Origin of the sequence: Planctomonas deserti (assembly GCF_003067705.1) — a bacterium.
GTDB classification, from domain to species: Bacteria; Actinomycetota; Actinomycetes; order Actinomycetales; family Microbacteriaceae; genus Planctomonas; species Planctomonas deserti.
Window position 1 is genome coordinate 675283 of record NZ_QANL01000001.1, and the last position, 24251, is coordinate 699533.

General features: G+C 72.2%; 21 protein-coding genes. 7 read left to right on the forward strand and 14 right to left on the reverse strand.

Features of this window, described 5'->3' with window-relative positions; translation table 11 throughout:
• Positions 1–292: 292 nt before the first annotated feature.
• The 3 genes from DAI20_RS03090 to DAI20_RS03100 form a co-directional block, all read right to left on the reverse strand.
• Positions 293–1300 carry a class I mannose-6-phosphate isomerase gene (locus tag DAI20_RS03090; protein WP_108249088.1) on the reverse strand — a complete coding sequence of 336 codons (1008 nt, stop codon included), beginning with the start codon at positions 1298–1300 and terminating at the stop codon, positions 293–295.
• Between the two features lie 263 nt (positions 1301–1563).
• Positions 1564–2145, reverse strand: coding sequence for a TetR/AcrR family transcriptional regulator (locus DAI20_RS03095; protein WP_108249089.1), 582 nt, complete (start codon positions 2143–2145; stop codon positions 1564–1566).
• The gene (locus tag DAI20_RS03100; protein ID WP_240605839.1) at positions 2138–2944 is read right to left on the reverse strand and encodes an alpha/beta fold hydrolase; all 807 of its coding nucleotides are present in this window, start codon (positions 2942–2944) and stop codon (positions 2138–2140) included. The genes DAI20_RS03095 and DAI20_RS03100 overlap by 8 nt, the downstream gene beginning before the upstream one ends.
• A gap of 80 nt (positions 2945–3024) precedes the next feature.
• Between DAI20_RS03100 and DAI20_RS03105 the strand changes: the two genes are divergently transcribed.
• Both DAI20_RS03105 and DAI20_RS03110 read left to right on the forward strand, forming a co-directional pair.
• Positions 3025–4437: an MFS transporter gene (locus DAI20_RS03105; protein ID WP_108249703.1), complete on the forward strand. Its 1413-nt coding sequence runs from the start codon at positions 3025–3027 to the stop codon at positions 4435–4437.
• Between the two features lie 72 nt (positions 4438–4509).
• Entirely contained in the window at positions 4510–4959 is a 450-nt protein-coding gene (locus DAI20_RS03110) for a winged helix DNA-binding protein (RefSeq protein ID WP_108249090.1), read from the forward strand.
• A gap of 294 nt (positions 4960–5253) precedes the next feature.
• Here DAI20_RS03110 and DAI20_RS03115 read toward each other — a convergent pair whose 3' ends face one another.
• The 10 genes from DAI20_RS03115 to DAI20_RS03160 all read right to left on the reverse strand — a co-directional run bounded on the left by DAI20_RS03115 (position 5254) and on the right by DAI20_RS03160 (position 17437).
• On the reverse strand, positions 5254–6255 hold the full coding sequence (locus DAI20_RS03115) for an LLM class flavin-dependent oxidoreductase (RefSeq protein ID WP_108249091.1): 1002 nt from the start codon (positions 6253–6255) through the stop codon (positions 5254–5256).
• Positions 6256–6323: 68 nt separating this feature from the next.
• On the reverse strand, positions 6324–7373 hold the full coding sequence (locus DAI20_RS03120; RefSeq protein WP_108249092.1) for an NADPH:quinone reductase: 1050 nt from the start codon (positions 7371–7373) through the stop codon (positions 6324–6326).
• Between the two features lie 189 nt (positions 7374–7562).
• Positions 7563–8705, reverse strand: a complete 1143-nt coding sequence (locus tag DAI20_RS03125) for an FAD-dependent oxidoreductase (protein WP_108249093.1) — start codon at positions 8703–8705, stop codon at positions 7563–7565.
• Entirely contained in the window at positions 8702–10255 is a 1554-nt protein-coding gene (locus DAI20_RS03130) for a GMC family oxidoreductase (RefSeq protein WP_108249704.1), read from the reverse strand. The genes DAI20_RS03125 and DAI20_RS03130 overlap by 4 nt, the downstream gene beginning before the upstream one ends.
• Entirely contained in the window at positions 10231–12336 is a 2106-nt protein-coding gene (locus DAI20_RS03135) for a primary-amine oxidase (RefSeq protein ID WP_108249094.1), read from the reverse strand. The genes DAI20_RS03130 and DAI20_RS03135 overlap by 25 nt, the downstream gene beginning before the upstream one ends.
• The gene (locus DAI20_RS03140; RefSeq protein WP_108249095.1) at positions 12333–13820 is read right to left on the reverse strand and encodes an aldehyde dehydrogenase; all 1488 of its coding nucleotides are present in this window, start codon (positions 13818–13820) and stop codon (positions 12333–12335) included. The genes DAI20_RS03135 and DAI20_RS03140 overlap by 4 nt, the downstream gene beginning before the upstream one ends.
• Positions 13817–15010 (reverse strand): M20 family metallopeptidase, encoded by a 1194-nt coding sequence (locus tag DAI20_RS03145; RefSeq protein ID WP_240605840.1) that lies wholly within the window; start codon positions 15008–15010, stop codon positions 13817–13819. Before DAI20_RS03145 ends, DAI20_RS03140 begins: the two co-directional genes overlap by 4 nt.
• Entirely contained in the window at positions 15010–15684 is a 675-nt protein-coding gene (locus DAI20_RS03150; RefSeq protein WP_108249096.1) for a DUF1028 domain-containing protein, read from the reverse strand. The genes DAI20_RS03145 and DAI20_RS03150 overlap by 1 nt, the downstream gene beginning before the upstream one ends.
• On the reverse strand, positions 15681–16121 hold the full coding sequence (locus tag DAI20_RS03155; protein WP_108249097.1) for a RidA family protein: 441 nt from the start codon (positions 16119–16121) through the stop codon (positions 15681–15683). Before DAI20_RS03155 ends, DAI20_RS03150 begins: the two co-directional genes overlap by 4 nt.
• A gap of 8 nt (positions 16122–16129) precedes the next feature.
• The gene (locus DAI20_RS03160; RefSeq protein WP_108249098.1) at positions 16130–17437 is read right to left on the reverse strand and encodes a flavin-containing monooxygenase; all 1308 of its coding nucleotides are present in this window, start codon (positions 17435–17437) and stop codon (positions 16130–16132) included.
• A 164-nt stretch (positions 17438–17601) separates the two neighbouring features.
• Between DAI20_RS03160 and DAI20_RS03165 the strand changes: the two genes are divergently transcribed.
• Complete coding sequence (locus tag DAI20_RS03165) at positions 17602–18753, forward strand: LysR substrate-binding domain-containing protein (protein ID WP_108249099.1); 1152 nt, start codon at positions 17602–17604, stop codon at positions 18751–18753.
• Here the strand turns inward: DAI20_RS03165 and DAI20_RS03170 are convergent.
• The gene (locus DAI20_RS03170) at positions 18738–20372 is read right to left on the reverse strand and encodes an amidohydrolase (protein ID WP_108249100.1); all 1635 of its coding nucleotides are present in this window, start codon (positions 20370–20372) and stop codon (positions 18738–18740) included. The genes DAI20_RS03165 and DAI20_RS03170 overlap by 16 nt on opposite strands.
• A 377-nt stretch (positions 20373–20749) precedes the next feature.
• Between DAI20_RS03170 and DAI20_RS03175 the strand changes: the two genes are divergently transcribed.
• The 4 genes from DAI20_RS03175 (at position 20750) to DAI20_RS03190 (ending at position 24243) form a co-directional block, all read left to right on the forward strand.
• Positions 20750–21763, forward strand: coding sequence for an ABC transporter substrate-binding protein (locus DAI20_RS03175; protein ID WP_159084891.1), 1014 nt, complete (start codon positions 20750–20752; stop codon positions 21761–21763).
• An 11-nt stretch (positions 21764–21774) separates the two neighbouring features.
• A complete protein-coding gene (locus tag DAI20_RS03180) occupies positions 21775–22629 on the forward strand; it encodes an ABC transporter permease (protein ID WP_108249706.1) in 855 nt (284 codons plus the stop codon).
• Complete coding sequence (locus DAI20_RS03185; RefSeq protein WP_108249102.1) at positions 22626–23393, forward strand: ABC transporter ATP-binding protein; 768 nt, start codon at positions 22626–22628, stop codon at positions 23391–23393. Before DAI20_RS03180 ends, DAI20_RS03185 begins: the two co-directional genes overlap by 4 nt.
• A gap of 292 nt (positions 23394–23685) precedes the next feature.
• Positions 23686–24243 (forward strand): thermonuclease family protein, encoded by a 558-nt coding sequence (locus tag DAI20_RS03190; RefSeq protein WP_159084892.1) that lies wholly within the window; start codon positions 23686–23688, stop codon positions 24241–24243.
• Positions 24244–24251: the final 8 nt, after the last annotated feature.

Sequence of the window (24251 nt, forward strand, 5' to 3'; positions counted from 1 at the left end):
CCACGCTCGCGGGGCCACCACGGTCGCTGACGCTCCCACGGTCGCTGAGCCCCCACGGTCGCTGAGCCCCCACGGTCGCTGAGCTGCCAGGTCGCTGAGCTTGTCGAAGCGACGAAACGTCCCTTCGACAGGCTCAGGGACCGGGTGTTCCTGCGCTCGCGGGCGGACGCGAGTGCGTCCCTTCGACAGGCTCAGGGACCGTGTGTTCCTGCGCTCGCGGGCGGACGCGTGTGCGTCCCTTCGACAGGCTCAGAAACCGTGCGGACCGAGGGACCGTGCGGGCCGTGCGGCGCTAGGGGCGGGGCGGGCGGCAGCGGAGGATCGACGCCGTGCCGCTCACGCTCACCGCGCCGGCGGAGAACGGCAGCAGAAGGGTGTCACCCGCGGTGACCGTCGTCGCGGTTCCGCCGGCATCCGTGACGGTCCCCTCGCCCTCGAGCACGACGAGGATCGAGAAGCCCGGCTCCATCGTTCCGCTCGCGGCAGCACCCGTGTCGATGCGCTCCAGCCGGAAGTACTCGCCCGCGGCGGTCGGCAGCAGTGCGGCAGCACCCGCGCGGGTCACGACGCCGGCGACATCACCGTCGTCCCAGGCGCTGCGGTTCACGGCCTCGAGTGCGCGGTCGAAGCCGAGCGTGAGATGCCCCTCCTCGAGCCCGTCGACGTCGAAGCCGTCCCACTCGAGGAGGATGGAGAGGTCCTCGGGCTCCTGCACCTCGACGACGAACGTTCCCTCGCCCAGCGCGTGCGGGGTGCCCTGGGGCACGAACACGGTGTCCCCGGCGGACACCTCGACGACGTTGAGCGCGCCGAACAGCGCCTGGGTGTGCTGTGCGTCGACCCAGCGGTGCAGCACCTCGGCGGGCATCTCCTCGCGGAAGCCCACTCCCACGGATCCGCCGTCGACCACGTACCAGGCCTCCGCCTTGCCGTGCTTCCGGGAGAGCTCGCGCGCGGCGAAGTCGGTGCCCGGGTGCACGTGCACGGGCAGGCGCTGGCCGGCGTGCAGGAGCTTGACCAGCAGCATGGGGTCGTCGCCGTACCGGGCGACGTGCTCGTCCCCGAGCCAGGCGACGGGGTCGGCGGCGATGGCGTCGCGCAGCAGCGTGCCGTCGGGGAGGGTGCTCAACCCGAGCGAGTCCTCGCCGAACAGCGTCGTCGCCGACCCCACCCAGTCCTCGGGCACCCGCGCGTCGGGGCCGACCGGAGGCTGCCGCCGGAACCGCGCGATGCGATCGCCACCGAGGTAGAAGCGGTCCGGCGGCTGGTTCGGGCCCAGGGGGATGATCGGCAGCGTCATCCTCCGACGCTACCCGCGCCTTCCCCCGCCCGTCCCGCCTCCTCGGACACCCATCAAGCGCGCACACTCACATCCGGCCCGGTTCCGAATTCAGGCTCCACGGGGTCGGCCGAGTTCCGGATTCAGGCCCAGGTGCGACACGCCGCGTTTCGAGGCCTTCAGAAGCGGCGTGTCGCAGCACAGCCTGAATTGCGAACGCGGCAGCGCGGGCTGCGGGCACGGGTACCTGAATTGTGAACGCGGAACCGGGGAAGGTGGCGGGCCTACCCCTCCCCGGATGCGACGGGCCAGGCGCGCAGGCCCGCGTCGAGCGCCGTGACGAGGCGGTCGAAGGACGCGTCCGTCGACCGCGACAGCCCGAAGCCGCCCGAGCGCTCTATGTCGACGAAGCCGTGTAGCGCACTGCGGACCATGCGCGTGGCGTCGATCGCATCCTCGCCCTGGATGCCGTAGCCGCGGAGGATGGCGAAGATCGACCCGACCACGCGCTCCGCGACCTGGACGTGCTCGGGCTCATCGGGCAGGGGCGCCCGCTGCGTCGCGGGATACAGCCGCGGGCGCGCGACGGCATAGGCGCGGTAGGCCTCGGCGACGGCTCGGAGCGCATCCAGCCCGGCGCGCCCGGCGGCGGCGTCGCCGAGGGCGGCGCCCAGCTCCCGGGTCGCGACGACGGAGAGGCGGCGGTGCAGCGCGGCGATGCTCGGCACGTGCTTGTACAGGCTGGGAACCGCGACCCGCAGCCGGGCGGCGAGGGCGGCGAAGGTCAGGTCGTCCAGCCCCACCTCGTCGGCGAGCGCGGCCGCCTCGGCGGTGACGACGTCGGGCGAGAGGCCTGCCCTAGGCACGCGCGAACACCTGCGCGGCGAAGGCGACGAGCCGTGGGTTGACGACCTCGGGGGAGTCCGTCATCGGGTAGTGGCCGGAGTCCGGAACGAGCAGCAGGTCGCCCCGCAGCGCGTCCGCGACGAAGCGCCCCTCGCCGGCGGCGTCCTTCCAGTCCCGGTCGCGCTCGCCCATGACCACGAGCACGGGGCAGCTCACCCGCCCCAGCCTGGCCTCCGCGGGCGCGTGCGAGGTCTGCGCGGTGCGCTGGAACGAGCGCCAGTGGCCGCCGCGCCGGAAGCTCGCGGCCATCTCGGCACGGTGCTCGGCGAAGTCCGCCGGGCGGCCGCCCGGGAACAGGCCCCGGTAGTAGGCATCCCAGACGACCGGACCCCACGGCTTCAACAGCAGGGCCCGCATCACGGCGCCCATCGCCGCCCCTCCGGGCGGGTTGCGCACGAACGGGGCGAGCAGCGCGAGCCCGGCGACGGACGCGGGCGCCTCCGCAGCGGCGATCACGGCCGCGCCCGCCGCCATGGAGTTGCCGAGCACGAGCGCGGGTCCGCCGAGGTGCTCGACGAGGGCCAGGATGTCGTCGGCGAGCGCCGCGTCGTCGAAGGCGCCGAAGGTGTCGTCGCTCTCGCCGTGACCGCGCAGGTCAAGCGTCGCGACGCGGTGACCGGCCGCGACCAGGGCGGGAACCGTGAAGCGGTAGGCGGAGCGCAGCTCCCCCATCCCGGGAACGCAGACGACGAGGGGTCCGTCGCCGCGCAGGTTGTAGGCGAGGCGGCCGGTGCCGCGGTCAAGAAAGCGAGTGGTCATAGCAGTGAGGCTAATGACATTAGCCAAACGGCGCAAGAGGCGTTGCATCGCAGGGGGATGCGCGCCACTAGGTTGTGAGCATGAGGAACGCCTCGAGCCGTGATGCCGCGGCCGACCACTCCCCCACGCAGCCCGACCCGGCCCCGGTGCCGCGCGATCGCGTGCTGGCCTGGGCCCTGTGGGACTGGGGTTCCTCCGCCTTCAACGCCGTCGTCACCACGTTCGTTTTCAGCACCTACCTCGCCAGCACGCTCTTCGTGGACCAGAGCGTGCTCGACCTGGCAGGGGACGACGCTCGGGATCCCGCGCTCGTGCGCGCGCTCGCGGAGAACGCGACGGTCATCTCCACGGCGCTCGCGATCGTCGGCCTGCTCGTCGCAGCCGTCGCGCCCATCCTCGGCCAGCGCTCGGACGGCTCGGGTCGACGCAAGTTCTGGTTGCTCGTCAACACCGCGATCGTCGTGCTCTCCATGGTCGCGATGTTCGCGGTGTTGCCCGCTCCGCCCTACCTCTGGCTCGGCGCGCTGCTGCTCGCCGCCGGCAACCTCTTCTTCGAGTTCGCCAGCGTGAACTACAACGCGATGCTCGTTCAGGTCTCGACGCCGAAGAGCGTCGGCCGGGTGTCCGGCTTCGGCTGGGGCATGGGCTACGTCGGTGGGATCGTGCTGCTCGCGATCCTGCTCGCCCTCTTTCTCTTCAACGTCGGGGACCCCGCGACCCGTGGCGTGCTCGCCATCCCCACCGGCGCGGACGGCGGATCGCTCGACGTCCGCCTCGCCGTGCTCGTGGCCGCGCTCTGGTTCGGCGTCTTCGCTGTGCCGCTGATGCTGCGCGTGCCGGAGATCCCGCCTACGCGGCGCACGGAGCAGGTGGGCATCCTGCGCTCCTACGTGCTGCTCTACCGCACGGTGCGGGCGCTCGCGAAGCGCAGCCCCCAGGTGCTGCTGTTCCTCCTCGCGAGCGCGGTGTTCCGTGACGGGCTCGCGGCGGTCTTCACCTTCGGCGCGATCATCGCGGCTCAGGTGTTCGGCTTCACGTTCACCGAGGTGCTGCTGTTCGGCATCGCCGCCAACGTCGTCGCGGGCATCGGCACCTTCGTCGGCGGCGCCCTCGACGATCGGATCGGGGCGAAGAACGTCATCATCGGCTCGCTGATCTGCCTCGTGCTCGGCGGCGTCGGCGTGCTCCTGGTGGGTGACGCGAAGAGCGGGTTCTGGGTCACCGGCCTGTTCCTCTGCCTCTTCGTCGGCCCCATCCAGGCGGCCAGCCGGAGCTTCCTCGCGCGGATCACGCCGCCGGGACGCGAGGGCGAGATCTTCGGCCTGTACGCGACGACCGGCCGCGCCGTGAGCTTCCTCGCGCCGGCCCTGTTCGGCGTGGTCGTCTCGCTGACCGGCGACACCCGCTACGGCATCATCGGGATCGTCGCCGTGCTGCTCCTGGGGCTCACCCTGATGCTGCCGGTCAAGCCGCGACCCGCCGCGATCGACTAGGCCGCTTCGCGTCGGCCGCCGCTGCCGGGCCGGTGCTGTCGTTCGCCCGGGGCCGCGGCGTAGCATCGCAGCATGACGACGGTGAGACCCATCGGATTCTGGTTGAAGCTCGTCGATCGCCTGATCGACGACGGATTCGCGCGCACCCTCGAGGAGCACGGCGTCACGAGGCGGCAGTGGCAACTGCTCACGATCCTGGACGCGAACGCCGCGTCCGGCGAGCAGCTCTCAGCCGCCATCCGGCCGTTCCTGCAGGGCGAGGCCGCCGCGGCGGTGGACGCGGGCGAGCCCGCCACGGCCGAGGAGAACCTCGAGGAGCTCATGGAGAGCGACTGGGTGATGCTCGAGGGCGGGCTGTACGCGCTGACCGAGCGCGGCCGCACCCTGTACGAAAAGCTCCGCGTCGTGGTGACCGGGATCCGCGATCAGGTCTCCGAGGGCGTGAGCGAGGCGGACTACGCCACGACGCTGGTCACCCTGGAGCGCATGGCGACGAACCTGGGCTGGCGCGACAGCGACTAGGCCGCGGGATCCCCCGCGGCCCCTGCGCCCGTCGAAGGGACGGGACCTCCTACGGTCCCTGAGGCTGTCGAAGGGACGCGACGCACCCGCTGGGCGGACCCGGAACGTCGCTTCGACAAGCTCAGCGACCGTATGGCCCACGCCCCTGTGCGTGATGGGACCTTCCACGGTCCCTGAGCCTGTCGAAGGGACGGGGCGCAGCCACTCGACGTGACCCCGGAACGTCGCTTCGACAGGCTCAGCGACCGCATCCCGCAGCGACCGCATCCCCCCACGCCGCTGCGCGGGCGGCGGCTAGGCGGCGGGGGCGAGGCTCATCGCGTCCGCGGTGAGCTCGACCGAGCGGAGGCGGTCCGCCACCTCGAGGGACGCGTGCGCGACGATGACCTCGTCGGCCTTCGCCGTCTCGGCGAAGCGCTCGAGGAACGTGCGCACCTCGCCGGGCGTGCCCACGCCGGTGAAGCGCATCATGTTCGCCAGCTGCTGCCCCTGCGTGGTCAGCAGGAACGAGTCGATCTGCTCGTCCGTGTAGTCGGGCGTCGCCGGGCCGCGGGCGATCATGCTGCGCACCCGGGCGCGGCGCATGATCTCGAACTGGCGGATCGCATCCGACTCGTCCTCGGAGGCAATGACGTTCGCGCCGACGATCACGTAGGGCGCCTCGAGCTGCTCGGACGGGCGGAACTCGCGCCGGTATAGCGCTACGGCCTCGTACAGCGAGTCGGGCGCGAAGTGCGAGGCGAACGCGTAGGGGAGGCCGAGGGCGGCGGCGAGCTGGGCGCCGAACAGCGACGAACCGAGGATGTACAGCGGCACGTTCGTGCCGCCGCCCGGAACGGCCTGCACCCCGGGGACCCGCGATGCGCCACGCAGGTAGGCCTGCAGCTCGAGCACGTCCTCGGGGAAGCGGTCGGCCGACGCGTTGTCGCGGCGCAGCGCGCGCATGGTGGTCTGGTCACTGCCGGGCGCGCGGCCGAGGCCGAGGTCGATGCGGTCCGGGTACAGCGTCGCGAGGGTGCCGAACTGCTCCGCGATGGTCAGCGGCGCGTGGTTCGGCAGCATGATGCCGCCCGAGCCGAGGCGGATCGTCGAGGTGTGCTCGGCGATGTGCCCGATGAGCACGCTCGTGGCCGACGACGCGATGGTCGGCATGTTGTGGTGCTCGGCGTACCAGACCCGCCGGTATCCGCTCTTCTCCGCCGTCTGCGCCAACGCGACGCTGGCCGCGAAGCTCTCCCTCGCGGTGCTGCCGGGGGCGATGGGGGCGAGGTCGAGGATCGAGAGCGGGAGCGTCATGTTCTGGGGGCCTTCTTCGTTCGTTGAGTCTCTTGGGCGCCTGCGAGCGCACCTCAAGACGACAACGCTCAGGAGGCCGGGAACGTTCCCGCATCCGCCACATCGATGAGCACCTTGCCGACCGCACCCGCCTCGACCGCGGCGTGGGCGAGGGCGGTGTGCTCGAGGTCGAACCGGTGCAGCGGCAGGCCGGCGTCCTCGCCCACCCGCAGGGCCTCGTCCCGCAGCGCGGCCACGATGTCCTCGCCGGCCGCGGTGAGCGCCTCGGCGCCGACGGTGTAGAGCAGCAGGAACTGGTAGCGCACGTTGAGCGCGAAGTGCCGCCGCACGTCGAGCACCATCTGGTCCCCGCCGTTGTTCGCGTACACCGCGATACAGCCGCGGTTGCGGATCACGGCGGCGTTCAGTCCCGCGTTGACCGCCGGGGAGACCTCGACGACGAGGTCGACGCCGTCCGGAGCGACGGCACGGATGGCCTTCGCCGGGTCGCCCTCGCGGTAGTTCACCACGTGGTGCGCGCCCGCCGCGGTGGCGTGGCCCCCCTTCTCGGCCGAGCTGACGGTCGACACGACCGTGGCCCCCGCCCAGCGGGCGAGCTGGATGGCCGCGTTGCCCACGGCCCCCGCTCCCCCCGCGACGAGGACGGTCTTGCCCGCGAGCGCGCCGGGTGAGAGGCGGGACGGTCCGTCCTCGGCCACGGTGAGTGCGCGGTGGGCCGTGATGGCGGGCACGCCAAGGCTCGCTCCGATGTCGAAGCTCGCGTTCTCGGGCAGCGGGAACACCCGGTCGGCGGGGAGCACCGAGCACTCCTGCGCCGTGCCGCCCGCCGCGAGCTCGTGGGCGGCGAGCGCGAGCCAGACCCGGTCGCCGACCGCGACATCCGTCACGCCCGCGCCGACAGCGTCCACGACGCCCGAGCCGTCCTGGTTCGGCACCATGTCCGCGAAGGGCAGCTTCTGCTTCCCGGTGACGCCCTTGCGCGACTTCCAGTCGGTGGGGTTCACGCCGGACACGGCGATGCGCACCCGCACCTCCCCCGGGCCCGGCTCGGCCGGCTCCCGGTCGACAAGACGGAGCACCGAAGGCTCACCGGTCTCGCTGTAGATGATCGCCTTCATCGGTGTCTCCTTCGATCGCCCCTGCTGCGAGCATCACACACCCCGCGACCGCCGCACCACCACCGCGTGCCTCCGGGCGTCTTCCGGGAGAGCGTGCGTGTCCGGCTCGGGCGGGCGCCGGCAACGGTCGGTGCGTCCCTTCGAAGCGACGTTGCGTCCCTTCGACAGGCTCAGGGACCGTAGGGAGGGTCAGCCGAGGGTGAGGGAGTGGTGGCGCCACTCCGGGTCGTCCGTGGAGCGCGTGACGGAGAACCGGCGGATGTCCGCCTCGGGGTCGCGGTGCTCGGCCAGGTCCGCGAGCACCTCGCCGATCAACGCGGAGAACTTGAACCCCTCGCCGCAATCGCCGCAGGCGATCACGACGTTCTCGCCCAGCCGGTCGAGCACGAATCTTCCGTCGGGCGAGTCGGTCCACGAGCAGACCTGCGCCTGCACCACCGCGGTGGGCAGCGTCGGGATGTCCCGGCGCATCCGCTCCGCGGCGAGGCGGATCCCCTCCTCGTCCGGCGACCGGTCCGCGTCGTCGGACGCGTAGGGCCGTAGCGGCCGGTCGAGGCCCACCTTGTAGCCGAGGCCCGGGGTTGGCATCGCGTAGAGCACGGGCTCACCGCTTACGGCCCCGTCGATGAAGCACGGCAGGTCGTCCGTCGACCCGGGTCGCCCGGGCTCGCCGAAGGTGACGACCTGCTCCAGGTGCGGGCGTAGCGGCATCCGCAGCCCCACGGTCGCGAGGAGGGACTCGGACTCCGGGCCGGCCGCGAGCACCGCCCGGTCGAACGACTCCATGGCGCCGTCCTCGTAGGAGACGCGCACGCCGAACCCCGTGGGCTCGACGCCGAGCACCGCGCGGCCGAACTCGGCTCGTCCGCCGGCCGCGGTGAAGAGGTCCAGCTGCGCGGCGAGCATCTCCGCCGCGAGCACGACCCCGGCGTCCTCCTGCCACAGGGCTCCGCGGTCGTCGGGCCTGAGGCCCGGGAAGAACCGCCCCACGTCCTCCGCGGCCACCGTCGTGAACGGCACGTCGCACGCGGCGAGCGCCCCGGCGGCCGCGGCCAGGGAGGCGTCGTCGCGCCAGAGGAGCCCGCGGCGGAGGAACACGGTGCGGCCGGACCGCTCCTGCACCCGCTCCATGGCGTCGACGGAGAGCTGGGCGAGGCGCACGCGCGGCTCGTCGGGGTGCGTGAGCCGCCAGATCCGGGTCGGCCCGGACGAGGACGAGCGCGGGTTGCCCGGCCCGTACCGGTCGACGAGCACGACCTCGTGCCCACGCTGCGCGAGCTGCGCCGCGGCGGGCAGACCCCACGCCCCGGCACCGACGACCACGATCTTCATCGCTGCGGCTCCGCCTCCCGGATCAGGTCGACCGCGCGCTCGGCGACGGTCATGATGAGGCCCACCGGATTGAGGGCCGAGATGGTGGGGAAGACGGACGCGTCCACGACGCGGAGGCCGTCGATCCCGCGCACGCGCAGCTGCGGGTCGAGCACGGCCATGGGGTCGCCCTCGGCGCCCATCCGTGCCGTGCAGGACACGTGGTACACGGTCTGGTGCGTCGCGCGCAGGGCCTCCGAGAGCTCCTCGTCGCTCTGCACGTCCGGCCCGGGGAACACCTCGCGCACGAGGTGCGACCGGAATGGCTCCTGCTCCGCGACCTTCCGGGCGAGGCGGGCCCCGGCCACGAGCATCCGCTCGTCGCGGCCCTCCGGGTCGGTGAAGTAGCCGTAGTCGATGGACGGCGGGGCATCCGGCGACGCCGACGTGATCCAGACCCGCCCCCGGCTACGGGGCTTGGTGACGTTGGGCACGAGGGACACATTATTCGCCGGCAGCGCGACTCCGCGCCGCTCCGCGTGCACGCCCCACGTCTCGAGCGGGATGTGGGTGGACACGTCGGGCACCGTGCTGCCGGGATCGATGGTCGTGACGTAGCCGGCGTCCCACCCGGTGGCGCTGATGTCCGGCCGGTCGCTCCTGGCCTCCCAGATCACGAGCCCCTCCGCGTGATCCTGCAGGTTCTCACCGACGCCGGGCAGGTCGAGCAGCACGGGCACGCCGGCGGCCTCGAGCACGGCCCGCGGCCCGATGCCCGAGCGCATCAGCAGCGCGGGACTGTCGATCGCGCCGCAGCTGACGATGACCTCGCGCCGCGCCCGCAGTTCCGTTGCGCTCCCGTCCGCGCCGCGGAGCACGACGCCGACCGAGCGCCCGCCCTCGATGAGCAGGCGCTCGACGAGCGAGCCGAGCACGACCGACAGGTTCTCCCTGTCCTCGGCGCCGGCCCGGAGGTACGTGCGCGAGGTCGACGAGCGGAGGTTGGTGTCCGGCTCGTAGCCGATTTCGAAGTAGCCGGCCCCTGCCGTGAACTCGGCGTCGTTCCAGGACTCGCGCACCGGCACGTCCAGCGCGGCGGCGGCCGAGTCGATGACGTCCTGCAGGTACGGGTTCCGGTCCTGCGGCGGGATCGGGGTGATCGGCGCCTGCAGCCGGTCGTAGTACGGGTTGATCGTCTCGTAGTCCCAGCCCTCGGCGCCGAGCGCGACCCACTCGTCGAGGTCGCCACGCAGCGGTCGCCAGGTGATCATCGTGTTCGCGGTGGAGCAGCCGCCGAGGATCCGCAGGCGTGCCAGCCGGATGTGCGAGTTGCCCCGCGCCTGCTCGACGCTGCGGTAGTCGAGGTCGTACTCGCCCTCGAGCATCTCGGCCCAGCGGCGGATGGACAGCGCGCGCGGCTCGTTCTCGTCGCTCGGCCCCGCCTCGACGAGCGCGACCGTCACGCCGGGATCCTCGCTCAGCCGGGCGGCGAGGATGCACCCCGCCGTGCCGCCGCCGACGATCAGGTAGTCGACGGGGCCCGCGGTCACCGGTGCGCCGTGTGCGAGCATGCGCACCCTCCCGAGGTCGAGCAGCAGGACGAGGACGCGGGCCCGGACTCCGGGCCCGGCAGGCCCGCCCCACCGGTCGCGGCGGGCGGGTGGCAGGGCGTGCTCTCCGCCACGGGCCGGGGCGCGTCGAGCGCGGGGTTCCGGTCGAAGAACCCGTGCGGCACGAGGGCGAAGCCGGCGGAGTCGACGGGCATGACCGGCCAGTCCTCGGGCCTCGGGTAGTGGGTGAGCCCGAACGTGTGCCACAGTACGATGTCCTGGCCGTCGAGGTCGCGGTCCTGCTTCACCCAGCTGTCGATGGCGTTCCAGCCGTCGTTCTGGTTCACCAGCGCGCCGGAGGGGAACCGCTCCGCGGGGTCGTAGCGCGTCACCCACAGGTCCTTCGTGGTGAACGCGGCTCGCCGGGCGATCGACGACGCCGGGTCGGCGAGCAGGCCCGGCAGCCCCTCCGGCCGGAGGATGTACGACACCGGCTTGCCCACGCGGTTCGTCACGCCCGGGTTCAGCACCTGCCAGGCCCGGCCGAGCTTGTTGTCGGCCTCGCGGGCGCTCTTGCTCTCCCGCGCGATGCGGGTCGCCTTGAGGGTGAAGCCGTTGCCGTACGGGTTCGCCGGCCCCATCGGCACCCGCACCGACTCGAGCTCGTCGACCGCGTTCGCGGTGCCGTCCACGCTCATGTCGAGGCGCGCGGAGAAGAGGTGCTGGTGGTACGGGGCGCCGATGCCGGGCGCCACCTCGCTCGCCCACGGGTACTCGGTCCCGTCCTCCAGGGGGCCGGGGTAGGCCGAGGCGAAGACGACGCCCGTCGCCTTGCACTCGAACTCGATCTTCCCGTCGAGGTAGAGGTACCAGTAGAAGCCGTAGTCGTAGTTGCCGACCGTGATGAAGAACGAGACGACGAGCCTGCGGTTGCGCCGCACGTCGGTGGAGCCGTAGTACGCATCCGTGTGCTTCCAGAGGATGGACGCGTCCTCCTCGTGCATGCAGATGGCGTTGGGGATGGTGCGGGGGTTGCCGAACGAGTCCGACAGGATCGCGTCGAAGTACGTGATGTCGCCGAGGCAGTCGCAGCCGAGCGCGAGCGGGTTCGCCTCCTTGCCGAGCGAGTACTCGCCCGCGTCGAAGTAGTTCTGCCAGAACCGCACCGGGCTGGGGTCGCCGTAGGGCACGACCATCTCGGCGATGGAGGCGCGGTAGACGACGGGGCGCAGCCGGTCGCCGTCTACCACCCCGATCTGGTGCAGCACGAGGCCCTCGACCGGGGTGAAGCCGATCCGGAACCGCCACTTCTCCCACGCCACCTCGTCGCCGTCGACCGTGAAGCTCGGCCCCTCCGGCTGGGTGATGACGATGGGCTTCTGCGTCGCCGAGGGCGGCGGTAGCTCCTCGTCGAGGTGGAAGTTGTGCCGCTCGCGCGGGATCTCGAACAGGCGGTCGTCGATCAGCTCGGTGACCTCTCCGGTGATGAGGTCGAGGTAGGCGACGACCCCGTCCACCGGGTGCGCCCAGGCGTTGTCGCGCTCGTCGAGCTGCAGGAACGCGAGGCAGCGCACGATGCGGCGGCCCTCCTCGCCCGGGATCTCGAAGTGGCCCGCGGAGAGCGCGGAGATGCGCACGAGCCGCATGTCCTCGATGCCGCGCCTGCGCATCGCGGCCTGCCAGCCGTCGTGCGCCCAGAGAAGCTCCTCGACCCGGTCGAACTCCTCGAGCAGGATGGGCGGTTGGCCCTCCCGCTCGACGTCCACGGGCCGGGCGGAGACGACGGCCGCCGCGTCGAGGTCGACGACGGCCTCGGTCGTCTCCCCGGTTCCCCGGTGCAGCAGCAGAGTCTGCACGGTGCGCGGGATCCGGCGTCCCGCCAGCACGTCGGCCTTGTGCGGCTCGACGAGGTCGACCAGGGCGAAGGCGGTCGCGTCGGACGCGACGCCGGCGGTGCGCAGGATCTCGCGGTTCGCGGCGATCTCCGCCGCGCTCAGGCGGGCGAGGGGGTGGGCCGCGGCGTACGGCCCGGAGGACGCGGACGCGGGGGCGGATGCCGATGACACGGATGCGGATGACGCGGATGCGATGTGCGGGGTCATGCGCCGGCGAACCAGGTCGTCTTCAGGGCGGTGAACTTGTCGAGCGCGTGCAGCGACAGGTCGCGGCCGTAGCCCGACTGCTTGACCCCGCCGAACGGCGTCGTCACGTCGAGCGCGTCGACCGTGTTCACCGACACGGTGCCCACGTGCAGGGCGGGCGCGACCCGCTGGGCGCGGCTCAGGCTGTCAGTGAAGATCGAGGCGGCGAGCCCGTACTCGCTGGCGTTGGCGAGCGCCACCGCCTCCCGCTCCGTGCGGAACGCGGTGACGGCGAGGAGCGGACCGAAGACCTCCTCGCGGGCGAGCGTGGCATCCGGAGCGACCTCGATGAACGCCGTGGGCTGCACGTAGTACCCGCCCGACTCCTCGAGCAGTCGGCTCCCGCCGAACGCGAGCGTCGCCTCGGCACGGCCGACGTCCACGTAGCCGAGGACGCGGTCGAGCTGCCGCTCGCTGATCAGCGGTCCCATGGTGCTCGCGGGGTCGAGCGGATCACCGACGCGGAGGGCGGTGACCCGCTCGGCGATCCTCGTCATCAGGTCATCGGCGACGGACTCCTCGACGAGCAGGCGCGAGTTGGCTGAGCAGACCTGGCCGGAGCAGGCATAGATGCCCGCGACGGCCCGGTCCGCGACACGGTCGAGGTCGGCGGCGTCCGCGAACACGAGGTTCGCGCTCTTGCCGCCGCACTCGAGCCAGACCTGCTTCATGTTGGAGGCGCCGGCGTAGGAGAGGAACATCTTGCCCACCGCGGTCGAGCCGGTGAAGGCGATCGCGTCGACGTCCGGGTGCTCGCCGAGCGCGCGGCCGGCCTCCTCGCCGTAGCCGGGCACGACGTTCAGTACGCCGTCCGGCAGGCCCGCCTCGGCGGCGAGCTCGGCGAGGCGGAGCGCTGACAGCGGCGACTCCTCCGCGGGCTTGAGCACGACGCTGTTGCCGGCGGCCAGGGCGGGCGCGAGCTTCCAGATCGCCATCTCGAGCGGGTAGTTCCAGGGCACGACGGCACCGATCACGCCGAGGGGCTCCCGGGTGACGATCGCGAGGTCGCCCGCCGCGGTCGGGGCGACCTCGCCGTAGAGCTTGTCGACGGCCTCCGCGTACCACTGCAGGATGGCGGCGCTGCCCGGGATGTCGATCGTGGAGGTGTCCGAGATGAGCTTGCCGCCGTCGAGGGTGTCGAGGAGTGCGAGCTCGTCCGCGTGCTCGCGGATCCTGTCGGCAAGCGCGAGCAGCACGGACTTCCTGTGCGCCGGCGCCGAGCGCGACCACGCACCCGACTCGAATGCCCGCCGGGCGGCGGCGACGGCGCGGTCCACGTCGACGGCCCTGCCCCTCGCGACGCGGGCGAGCACGAGGCCGTTCGCCGGGTTCACGGTGTCGAACTCGTCGCCGTCCGCGGCGTCGACGAAGGCACCGTCGATGAATGCGTGCCGCCGGGGCTCGACGTTCCGGGCGAGCTGCTGCCAGTGGGTGAGTGTGCTCATCGGTCCTCCTGGGACGGGGTGGTCGAGCGGGTCGGGGCGCCTGCGACGGCGTCGGCGATGGTCTGGGCGAGCAGCACGGCCCCGTCGACCACCGCGGCGTCGCCGGCCGGGCGGACCGCGGCCGCCGCGAACTCCGGCTGGTGATTGACGGCGGGCAGCGAGTTTATGGAGAGGTAGGGATGGATCGCGCGGATCCGCTGCGACACGTTGCCCATGTCGGTCGACGCCGTGTTCATGCCGGGCGGGTTCCGCTCCTCAGCATCCATGTCGCGGCCGAGCGCGGCGGCGTTCGCGGCGAACAGGCCCACGAGTTCCTCGTCGTTGCGGAACTCGGCGTAGCGCGGGCTGGTCTCCACGAGCTCCCAGTCGCAGCCGGACGCGAGCGCGCCCGCGGCGAAGCAGTTCCGCACCCGGTCGAAGGCGTCGTCGAGGTCGGCGAGCGTCTCGGCGCGCACGTACCAGGAGCCCCGGGCGAGGTCGGGGATCGCGTTCGGAGCCGTGCCGGCCTGGGTCACGATGCCGTGCACGCGCACGGAGGGGGGAAGCTGCTGACGGAGCAGCCCGATCGCGACCTGGGCGACGGTGAACGCGTCCGCGGCGTTGCGGCCGAGGTGCGGGTAGGCGCCCGCGTGCGCGGTCTTGCCCCGGTACGTCACGTCGAAGTGCGCGACCGCGCGAGGGCGCGCGTGCGCGGCGTCGGCGGGGCCCGGGTGCACCATGGCGGCGAGCGCGAGGCCGTCGAACACCCCGTGCTCGAGCAGCGGGATCTTGCCTCCGCCGCCCTCCTCGGCGGGCGTGCCGATCACCCGCACGGTGATCCCGAGCTCGTCCGCGAGGGGTGCGAGCGCCGCGGCGGCGCCCACCGACGCCGCGGCGATGATGTTGTGCCCGCAGGCGTGGCCGAGGCCGGGCAGCGCGTCGTACTCCGCGACGAGCCCCACGACCGTCGGCCCGGATCCGGCCTCCGCGATGAAGGCGGTCGGCAGCCCGGCGGGTCCCCGCTGCACCGAGAACCCGCGGTCCTCGAGCACCCCGGCGAGGTGCTCGGCCGAGCCACGCTCCTGCCAGGCCGTCTCCGGGTGCGCGTGCAGCCAGTGGCTGACCGCGAGCAGGCCGTCGCGGTCGGCGACCACCGACTCGCGGATGCGCGCCTTCAGCTCCGCGGGGGCCTGAGCCTGCGGGAACGGCACTAGAGGTCCCCCGGCACGCCGTAGGAGGGCGCCTCCTCGGGGTGCACGGCGCGCGTCAGGTACGCCTGCTTCTGGGGCAGCCAGAGCTCGAGGAGGCGGGCGAGCTCCGCCGCGGGGTCCTCCGCGTCGTCCACCCGCAGGTCCGTCACCCGCCAGGACGCATCCTCGACGACGGCGAGGCCCGCCGACCGCACGGGGCCCTCCTCGCCGCCGGCGGCGACCGCGCCGAGGAAGCCGTCGAGCAGGCGGCCCTCGAGGGTGTCCGCGTCGCTGGCCGCGTACGCGTCGACCATCGCCTGCAGCACGTGCTCCCCCGCGAGCATGTTCCCGGCGGCGACCGCCTGGTCGCCCACCGCGGTGCCGAAGATGCCGAGCGCGCGGGATCCCGAGTGGTGCGCGACGCGCCCCGCGTCGTCCACGACGGTGAGCTGCCGGAAGTCGATGGCGGGGTCGGCGCGGACGGCGGCGGCGAGCGCCTCCTCCGCGGTGGACCCGCCGGCGAGCGCGTCGAGAACCAGTGGCCCCAACGCGGGGTTGGTGACGTTCTGCGACGCGACCGCGCCGACGCCGGGCCTCAGGTGCAGGCAGCGCGACGCCACGGCGGGGCTGGACGAACTGACGACCATGCCGAACGCGCCGGTCCGTGGGTCGCGCGCCGCGAGCGAGAAGGTCATGCGCCCGCTCCCCCGGTGCCCGCTCCTGCGCTCAGGACCGCGGTGGCGTCGATCTCCACGAGCCACTCGGGCCGGGCGAGCGCGCTGACGACGATCCCGGTGGACACCGGGTGGACGCCCTTCAGCCACCCGCCCATGACCCGGTACACGGGCTCACGGAAGCGCACGTCGGTGAGGTAGACGACGACCTTGACGATGTCGTCGAGCGAGCTTCCCGCCTCGCGGAGCAGCAGGTCGATGTTCGCCATCGCCTTCTCGGCCTGGGCCTCGACGTCGCCGATTCCGACGCTCTCCCGGGTGTCGAGGTCCTGCCCGATCTGCCCGCGCAGGTACACGACGCCACCGGCCACGACGGCCTGGCAGAGGTCGTTGTCGAGCTTCTGCTCCGGGTAGGTGTCCTTGGTGTTGAAGGGGCGGATGCGCGTGTGCGTTGTCATCGCTCGGGTCACCTTCCGGAGAGGGTCGTGTCGGACATCATGGGCGGGTCCGCCGGGGCGGAGGTGCGGACGGACGTGTGGGCGAGGTACCCGCGCTGGATGGCGATGTGGTCGGCGATGTACTTCGCGTCGTGCCACACGCCCCAGATGAAGCTCGATCCCCGCCGGGACTGCCATGGCAGGCCGAGGAAGTAGATGCCGGGTTCCTCGGACACGCCGCGGCGGTGCCTCGGCCTGCCCCGCTCGTCGAACGCGTCGACGTGCAACCAGCTGTAGTCGGCGACGAAGCCCGTGGCCCAGATGATGGAGGTGACGCCGGCCTCGGCGAGGTCGAGCTCGAGCACCGGCGACGTCACGCACTCGGGGTCGGGCCCGAGCACATGGGCCTCGGGCTCCTCGGGGAGGTCGAGCCCGTTGCGCTCCACGTACGCGTCGGCCTCGGCGAGCAGCGACAGGTAGTTGGCGTCGCCGTTCGCGATGTTGGTCGCGAGGTCGGGGGCGAAGCGCAGGACGCCGTCCTCGTAGGCGGAGGCGCGGCCGACGAGGGTGATGCCGCTCGCCGCGAGCTCGCGGAAGTCGACGGTGTGCCCGCCGCGCGCGCCGCTGACGGCGATGGTGACGTGCTCAGCGCCCTGCGGCGGCGTGACGGCGTCCCACTTGCCGAGCACGCCGAGCCACCAGACGAAGTCGCGGCCTCGGTAAGCGCGCGGGGGCCGGTCGTGCGGGCCCACCGCGAGGCAGACCTCGCGCCCGGAGGCCCGGATCTCCGCGGCGATCTGGACGCCGGACGATCCCGCGCCGACCACGAGCACCGCGCCCGCCGGCAGCTGACCCGGATTGCGGTAGCCGCTCGAGTGCAGCTGCTGGACGCCGCGCGCCTCGGCGGCGAGGGGCGGGATCACGGGCTTCTGGAAGGGGCCCGTCGCCGCGACGACGTAGCGGGCGTCGATGGTCCCGCTCGTCGTCTCGACCCGGAAGCCGGGCCGGCCGTCGAGCTTGCGGACGGAGGTGACCTCGGTGCCGCACCGGATGGGCGCGGCGATCCTGTCGGCGTAGGCGGCGAAGTAGTCGGCCACCTGGTCCTTCGTGGGGAAGGCATCCGGCGAGATGCCGGGGAAGTCGAGGCCGGGGAAGCGGTCGTGCCAGGCGGGGCCGTTGGCCACCAGGGAGTCCCAGCGCTCGGACCGCCAGCGCTCCGCGATGCGGCCGCGCTCCAGCACGAGGTGCGGCGCACCGATGGCGCTCAGGTGCTCGCTCATCGCCACGCCGGCCTGGCCGGCGCCGATGACGAGGACTTCGATCTCCGAGCTCGACATGCCTTCTCCGTTTCCGACGCATCCGGGTGTCCACCACCCGCCCACCCTCCCGGCGGCCGCTCCCCCTCGGGGCGGGCCGCCGGCTGCGGCGTCGGGTCCAGTGTTCGGCGCCGTTCTTCGGGTATGCAAATAGCCGCAGAAGCGGTCCCGCATCGGAAAATCAGATGCAACGGGCGGGCAACTTCACCGAAACACATGCGAAACACGCGGACCGCAGACTGAACCCCATCAACCGCCGGGAGGTGTCCGTGCGCCCGTCCTCGAGCCGTGACCTATCGCTCACTCAGCTGCGCTACTTCGTCGCGGCCGCCGAGTGGGAGAGCATGACCGACGCCGCGGCCTCGCTCTACGTCGCGCAGTCCGCCGTGTCGACGTCCATCGCGAACCTCGAGGACTCCCTCGGCACCCAGCTGTTCATCCGCCGCCGGGCCAAGGGCCTGCTGCTCACGGCGAGTGGTCAGGAGCTGCTCACCCGGGCCCGCGACATCCTGGCCGCCATCGACGACGCGGTCGACGTGCTGCGCCCGGACACCATCAGCGGCAGGCTCGAGGCGGCCTGCTTCTCCACCCTCGCGCCGTTCTATCTGCCGGAGATCCTGCACGGCATGAGCACGCGGTTCCCCGAGCTGGAGCTGCAGATCCGGGATCTCAGCGCCGACGAGATCAACGAGGCGATCAGCACCCGCGCCATCGAGGTCGCCCTCACCTACGACCTCGGCCTCGACCCCTCGATCGTCCGCGAGCGGCTCGCCTCCGTGCCCGTCTACGCGGCGGTCGCGCTGGACCATCCGCTCGCCGCTCGCACCGAGGTGCACCTGCACGAGCTCGTCGAGGAGCCGATGGTGCTGCTCGACCTGCCCGTGAGCCGGGACTACTTCCTCCGTGCCTTCACCGGCCTCGGTCTCACGCCGATGGTCCGGCACCGGTTCGGCAGCTTCGAGGCGGTGCGGTCGATGGTCGCCCGCGGCCACGGGTTCACGCTGCTGAACCAGAAGCCGGTCGGCGACTACACCTACGACGGCGGACGCCTGCACACGCTGCGGGTGATCGACGAGTGCCCGGGCATGGAGATCGTCATCGCGAGCGCCAGCGGGCCGGGTGCGCTCAGCCGCAAGGCCAGGGTGTTCGCCGAGCAGTGCCGGCGCACCCTGCGCGCGGCCGGCCACGCCCTCGAGGAGGCCGAGGGGACCGGGTACGACGCGGAGGCGGGGCCGGACCAGGCGGACCGGGGAGAGCAGGCGAACCCGGCGCACCCCGCAGGTCCCGCGCCGGCGCAGCCCGCGCAGCCCGCGCCCGCCGGTTACGTCGCCGCGTAGACGCTGCTCCCGCCCACCCACGTCTGCCGCACCCGCGCGGCCCCGAGGGCGTCGACCGAGCTGATGTCCCGGTCCAGCCAGACGAGGTCGGCGGCGAGGCCGGGGGCCAGCCGCCCGGTCTCCCGCTCCAGCCGGTTCACGTAGGCGGCACCGGTGAGGTAGGCGTCGAGCGCGGTGCCGTAGTCCAGCGCCTCGGCCCGCTCCAGCGGCACCGTGCAGGCATCCGCGCCGACCGCGTGCACGTCCTCCCGCGGCGCCGTGCGGGTCACCGCCGTGTAGACGGACCAGAGCGGATTCGGGTCGGTGACGGGCCAGTCGCTGCCGCCCACCAGCCGTGCGCCCGCGGCATGCAGGCTCCGGAACGGGAAGTGCCGGCCCTCGCGGTCCGCGCCGAGCAGCGGCAGTTTGCGGGTCAGGATCTCCTCGTCCCGGCGCGCCCACAGGGCGGTGACGTTGGCGCTCACGTCGAGCTCGGCGAACCGGGGCGCGTCGGCGGGGTCGACAAGGTCGAGGTGCGCGATGTGGTGCCGGTTGCCCCGCTCGCCGTGGGCGGCACGCGTCGCGGCGACGGCGTCGAGGCAGTCCCGCACGGCACGGTCACCGACCGCGTGGTAGTGGATCTGGAAGTCCTCGGCGTCGAGCCTGCGGCTGAGCTCGGCCAGGACGTCGGGCTCGAGGAAGGCAATGCCCCGGTCCTCGCCGCGGCCGCAGTACGGGTCGAGGAGCGCGGCCGTGCCGTTCTCGACCATGCCGTCCTGCATCACCTTCACGGTGCCCGCGTCGAACCAGCCGGTCCGCCTCGCCCGTTCCCGCCGCTCGAGGAGGTCGTCGATCTGCTCGACCCCGCGGCCGCGGTCCCACCAGAGCGCGGCGATCACCCGCCCGGTCAGCTCCCCGGCACGGGCGAGGCCCTCGTAGACCGGGAACGCGTCGGGGCCGAGGTCGCTCTCTCCCACGGCGGCGTCCTGCCAGGCGGTGATGCCGACCGCGTGCATCCGGTGCTGCGCCGCGAGCAGCGCCCGGCGGGAGAACTCGCCGGTGCGCTCGGGCAGGATCGACGACAGGAGCCCCACGGCGCCGTCGATGAGCATGCCCGTCGGGGTGCCGTCCGCCTCGCGGAGGATGCGCCCGTCGGCCGGGTCCGGGGTGGCGGGGGAGATGCCCGCGCGGTCGAGCGCGACCGTGTTGACCCATGCCCCGTGGAAGTCGTGACTCAGCAGGACGATCGGCCGGTCCGGCACGACGGCGTCGAGCAGCTCGGCGCGGGGGAAGCCGCCCTCGAACACGTCCCCGAACCAGCACGCGCCCTCCAGCACCTCGTCGTCCGGATGGGCGGCGCTGTACGCGGCGATGATGCGCAGGTACTCGTCGCGGTCGTGCACCGCGGACAGGTCGATGCCGAGGAGGCTCGAGCCGGCGAAGAGCGGATGCACATGGGCATCCTGGAGGCCGGGCAGCAGGGTGCCGCCCTCGAGGTCGACGACGTCGCCGCCGGTCGCACCGAGTTCGTCGTCGCCCAGCGTGACCGCGACGATGCGATCGCCGTCGACCGCGAGCGAGCCGCGCTCGAAGCGCCCGTCGCCCAGGTAGAGCAGTCCGTTGCGGAAGACGGTCGGCATGGGGGGCCTTCTCTCAGCTGTCGCCGGCTTTTCGCGGCGGGCCCTCAGTGTCCGAGCCGTTCGCGGGCGAATGCAAATTGCGACGGATGCTTCGCCGAATCACGAAAAGGGATGCAGAAGTGCGTTTACTTCTCGGAAACACATCCGACACGGATAGGGCCAGGAAGTGGAAGAAATAGCGGCCGCGAACGGGAATGCCGGATGGCTTTCGTTTCGCATATGTTTCATGGATATTTCTGCCGAATTGCATCACTTTTCCTGATGCAGGAGGCCTTTCCGCGGAATTTGCTTCCCAGCCATTCTGGCCCGAGTTTGGGGGTACACCAGCACGTTTGTGGCGGCGCCATCCGGTCGCCGCGGAACGAAAGGACCCCCACATGTCGCGACTCACTGGCCCGGGCGCACGAGCGGCCGCCGTCGCCTCCCTCGCCGTCGCCGCGCTCGGACTCACGGCCTGCTCCGGCGGCGCCGCAGGCAGCGCGGCAGCCGGCGGATCCGCCGAGAGCGGCGACAGCGTCACGATGGCCACCCAGCCGTGGCTCGGCTACGGCCCCTGGTACATCGCGGAGGAGAAGGGCTACTTCGAGGACGAGGGTGTGGATGTCACCATCACGAACTTCGAGACCGACTCCGACATGAACGCCGCGTTCGCCTCCGGCCGCATCGACATGGCCAACGTCGCGACGCACACCGCGCTGAAGATGATCGAGGCCGGCATGGAGGTGAAGATCGTCCTCCTCGAGGACGCGTCCCTCACCGCCGACGCGATCCTCGGTGACTCCACCATCACCTCCGTCGCCGACCTCAAGGGCAAGAAGGTCGCATTCGAGGAGGGCTCGGTGAGCAACCTTCTGCTCGGCTACGCGCTCGAGCAGGAGGGCCTCTCGCTCGACGACATCCAGCCGGTGCCGATGTCGCCGGCCGACGCAGGCTCGGCCCTCATCGCGGGCCAGGTGCCCGCCGCCGTCACCTACGAGCCCTACATCTCGGAGGCCCGTAGCGCGAGCGACAGCTTCACGCCGATCTACACGGCCGCGGAGAACGAGGGCCTCATCAGCGACGTGCTCGTCGTCTCGACCGATGCGCTCGAGAACAAGAAGGACGCCATCCAGAAGGTCGTGGACGCGTGGGGGCCGTCCATCGACTTCTACGAGTCGGACACGGAGGAGGCGCGTGGAATCATCGCCGAGAACGTCGGCTCCGCGGCCGAGGACCTCGAGACCGCGTTCGACGGCGTGAAGTTCTTCGGGCTCGACGACAACGCCGAGCAGCTGGGTGGCAGCTACCTCGAGACCACGCTGCCGAGCGTGCAGGAGGTCGCGACCAAGATCGGCATCGCCGACGGCGGCACCGACCTCTCCTCGATCATCGACACCTCCTTCGTCGAGTGACCGCGATCAAGATGAGCACGGCACCTGTGCAGGGCGCGCCCACGGCTGACACTCCCGTCACCGCGGGTGCGCCCCCGCGCCGCCGATCGGTGGTCGCCCAGCCCCTCACCCGGGCGCAGTACCTGACGACGGCCGTGCTCGGCTTCCTCGGACTGCTCGCGATCTGGACGGCGATCACGCTGTCCGGCCTCGTGAACCCCCTGTTCCTCCCCTCCCCGCTCGCGGTGGCCAGTGCCCTCGCCGAGCAGGCGGCGAACGGTCAGCTCCTCGAGGACGTGACCGTGAGCACCTACCGGGTGATGTGCGGCTATCTCCTCGCGACCGTGATGGCGCTGCCCATCGGCCTGCTCGCGGGATCCTTCGCCCGGGTCGAGGCGGTCGTCGAGCCGATCATGGACTTCATCCGGTACATGCCGGTGGTCGCGTTCGTGCCGCTGACCATCCTCTGGGTGGGCACGGACGACGCGCAGAAGTTCCTCATCATCTGGCTCGGCACGTTCTTCCAGCAGGTGCTCATGGTCTCGGACGCCGTCCGCCAGGTGCCGTCGTCGTTCCGCAACCTCGGCGCCACCCTCGGGCTCAGCAGGCTGCAGATCCTCATCCGGATCGTCTTCCCGTCCTCGCTGCCGCGGGTGTGGGACGCCCTGCGCATCAGCCTCGGCTGGGCGTGGACCTGGCTCGTGGTCGCCGAGCTCGTGGCCGCGACCAGCGGCATGGGCTACCGGATCACCCAGGCCCAGCGCTTCCTCGCCACCGACGTCATCATCGGCTACGTGCTCGTGCTCGGCGTGCTCGGCCTGGTCTTCGACCAGCTCATGCGCGCCGGCGGCCGCAGCCTCTTCCGCTACCAGAAGGGTCGCTCATGACGCTCCTCACCGCACGCAAGGTCGAGGTGGCCAACGTCACCAAGCAGTTCGGCGAGGTGACCGCGCTCAGCGACATCAGCCTCACGCTCGGCCAGAACGAGTTCGTGTCCGTCGTCGGTGCCTCCGGCTGCGGCAAGAGCACCCTCCTGTCCGTGATCGCCGGTCTCGAGCCGCCGACGGCAGGATCCGCATCTCTCGGCGGCCACGTGCTCACGGGCCCGGGGCGCGACCGCGGGGTCGTGTTCCAGTCCGCCACACTGCTCCCCTGGCTGAGCGCGCTCGGCAACGTGGAGTTCGCCCTCCGCGGCGAGGAGGGCCTCACGAAGAAGCAGCGCATCGACCGGGCCCGCGAGGTGCTGGCCCAGGTGGGGCTCGACGGCTTCGAGGACAAGTTCCCGTCGCAGCTCTCCGGCGGCATGCAGCAACGCGTCGCGCTCGCCCGGTCCCTCTCGTACGGCCCCGAGGTCCTCCTCATGGACGAGCCGTTCGGCGCGCTGGACGCCCTGACCCGGCGCACGATGCAGGAGCTGCTCACCCAGGTGTGGGAGAAGCACCGGATGACCGTGATGCTCATCACCCACGACATCGAGGAGGCCGTCTTCACGTCCGACCGCGTGATCGTGATGACGCCGCGGCCCGGCCGCATCCGCGCGGAGATCCCCATCGAGCTCGACCGCCCGCGCCACGCGGACCTCATCGGCACGCCCGCGTTCCACTCGTACTACACGGAGATCCTCGCCCTCATCCACGAGCGCGGCCACTGACCCGGGCGCACGTGCGGGTGCGGGGCGGGTGCGGGGTGCGGGGTGTGTGGGTGCGTTGAACCCGCGCAGCAACGCAATTCAGCAGATCCTGACGAGCCCTCGGCGTGTCCGGCCTCACACCCGGCGTGTCGGCTGACATCTGCTGAGTTGCGCGAGGACCGACGCGGCATCTGCTGAGTTGCGCCCACACGGTCCCTGAGCTTGTCGAAGGGACGCATGCCGCGCAGCTCCCGACGCCCATCCGGTTCCTGCAGGCCGGCCGGACTGACCGCATCCGGCTACTCTCACTCGGGTGCGCCTTCCCCCTCCGACCGTCGCGCGGCGACGCCGATCCGCGGTGCTGCTGGTCGCGCTCGTGCCGCTCCTCGCGGCTTGCGTGCCAATGCTCGGATCGGAGGCCGGCGCATCCCCGTCGCCGTCCTCCGCAGCGGGACCGACGGCGGTCGTGGAGCGCGTCGTAGACGGGGATACCGTGATCGTCGACCTCGACGGCGAGCGCACGAGGGTGCGGCTGCTCAACGTCGACACGCCCGAGTCGGTCGCCGAGGACCGGCCCGTCGAGTGCCTGGGGCCGGAGGCGTCGGAGTTCCTGAAGGACCTGCTGCCCGAGGGGTCCGAGGTGACGCTCGCCTACGACGAGGAGCGCGTCGACCGGTACGACCGCACGCTCGCCACGGTGATGACGGACGACGGACGCAACGCGAGCGTGGAGCTGGCCCGCGCCGGCCTGGCGGAGGCGATCACGGTCGGGCCGAACGACCGCTTCCGTCCCGATGTGCAAGCCGCGATGGAGGAGGCTCAGCGCGCCGACCGCGGCCTCTGGGACCCGTCCGGCCCCTGCGCCCGCTGAGCCGCCCG

Bases quoted from the DNA above. Each gene is read 5' to 3' on its own strand.
- DAI20_RS03090 (WP_108249088.1), bottom strand. From the start codon at position 1,300: ATGACGCTGCCGATCATCCCCCTGGGCCCGAACCAGCCGCCGGACCGC.
- DAI20_RS03100 (WP_240605839.1), bottom strand. From the start codon at position 2,944: ATGACCACTCGCTTTCTTGACCGCGGCACCGGCCGCCTCGCCTACAAC.
- DAI20_RS03105 (WP_108249703.1), top strand. From the start codon at position 3,025: ATGAGGAACGCCTCGAGCCGTGATGCCGCGGCCGACCACTCCCCCACG.
- DAI20_RS03110 (WP_108249090.1), top strand. From the start codon at position 4,510: ATGACGACGGTGAGACCCATCGGATTCTGGTTGAAGCTCGTCGATCGC.
- DAI20_RS03115 (WP_108249091.1), bottom strand. From the start codon at position 6,255: ATGACGCTCCCGCTCTCGATCCTCGACCTCGCCCCCATCGCCCCCGGC.
- DAI20_RS03120 (WP_108249092.1), bottom strand. From the start codon at position 7,373: ATGAAGGCGATCATCTACAGCGAGACCGGTGAGCCTTCGGTGCTCCGT.
- DAI20_RS03125 (WP_108249093.1), bottom strand. From the start codon at position 8,705: ATGAAGATCGTGGTCGTCGGTGCCGGGGCGTGGGGTCTGCCCGCCGCG.
- DAI20_RS03130 (WP_108249704.1), bottom strand. From the start codon at position 10,255: ATGCTCGCACACGGCGCACCGGTGACCGCGGGCCCCGTCGACTACCTG.
- DAI20_RS03135 (WP_108249094.1), bottom strand. From the start codon at position 12,336: ATGACCCCGCACATCGCATCCGCGTCATCCGCATCCGTGTCATCGGCA.
- DAI20_RS03140 (WP_108249095.1), bottom strand. From the start codon at position 13,820: ATGAGCACACTCACCCACTGGCAGCAGCTCGCCCGGAACGTCGAGCCC.
- DAI20_RS03150 (WP_108249096.1), bottom strand. From the start codon at position 15,684: ATGACCTTCTCGCTCGCGGCGCGCGACCCACGGACCGGCGCGTTCGGC.
- DAI20_RS03155 (WP_108249097.1), bottom strand. From the start codon at position 16,121: ATGACAACGCACACGCGCATCCGCCCCTTCAACACCAAGGACACCTAC.
- DAI20_RS03160 (WP_108249098.1), bottom strand. From the start codon at position 17,437: ATGTCGAGCTCGGAGATCGAAGTCCTCGTCATCGGCGCCGGCCAGGCC.
- DAI20_RS03165 (WP_108249099.1), top strand. From the start codon at position 17,602: ATGCAACGGGCGGGCAACTTCACCGAAACACATGCGAAACACGCGGAC.
- DAI20_RS03170 (WP_108249100.1), bottom strand. From the start codon at position 20,372: ATGCCGACCGTCTTCCGCAACGGACTGCTCTACCTGGGCGACGGGCGC.
- DAI20_RS03175 (WP_159084891.1), top strand. From the start codon at position 20,750: ATGTCGCGACTCACTGGCCCGGGCGCACGAGCGGCCGCCGTCGCCTCC.
- DAI20_RS03180 (WP_108249706.1), top strand. From the start codon at position 21,775: ATGAGCACGGCACCTGTGCAGGGCGCGCCCACGGCTGACACTCCCGTC.
- DAI20_RS03185 (WP_108249102.1), top strand. From the start codon at position 22,626: ATGACGCTCCTCACCGCACGCAAGGTCGAGGTGGCCAACGTCACCAAG.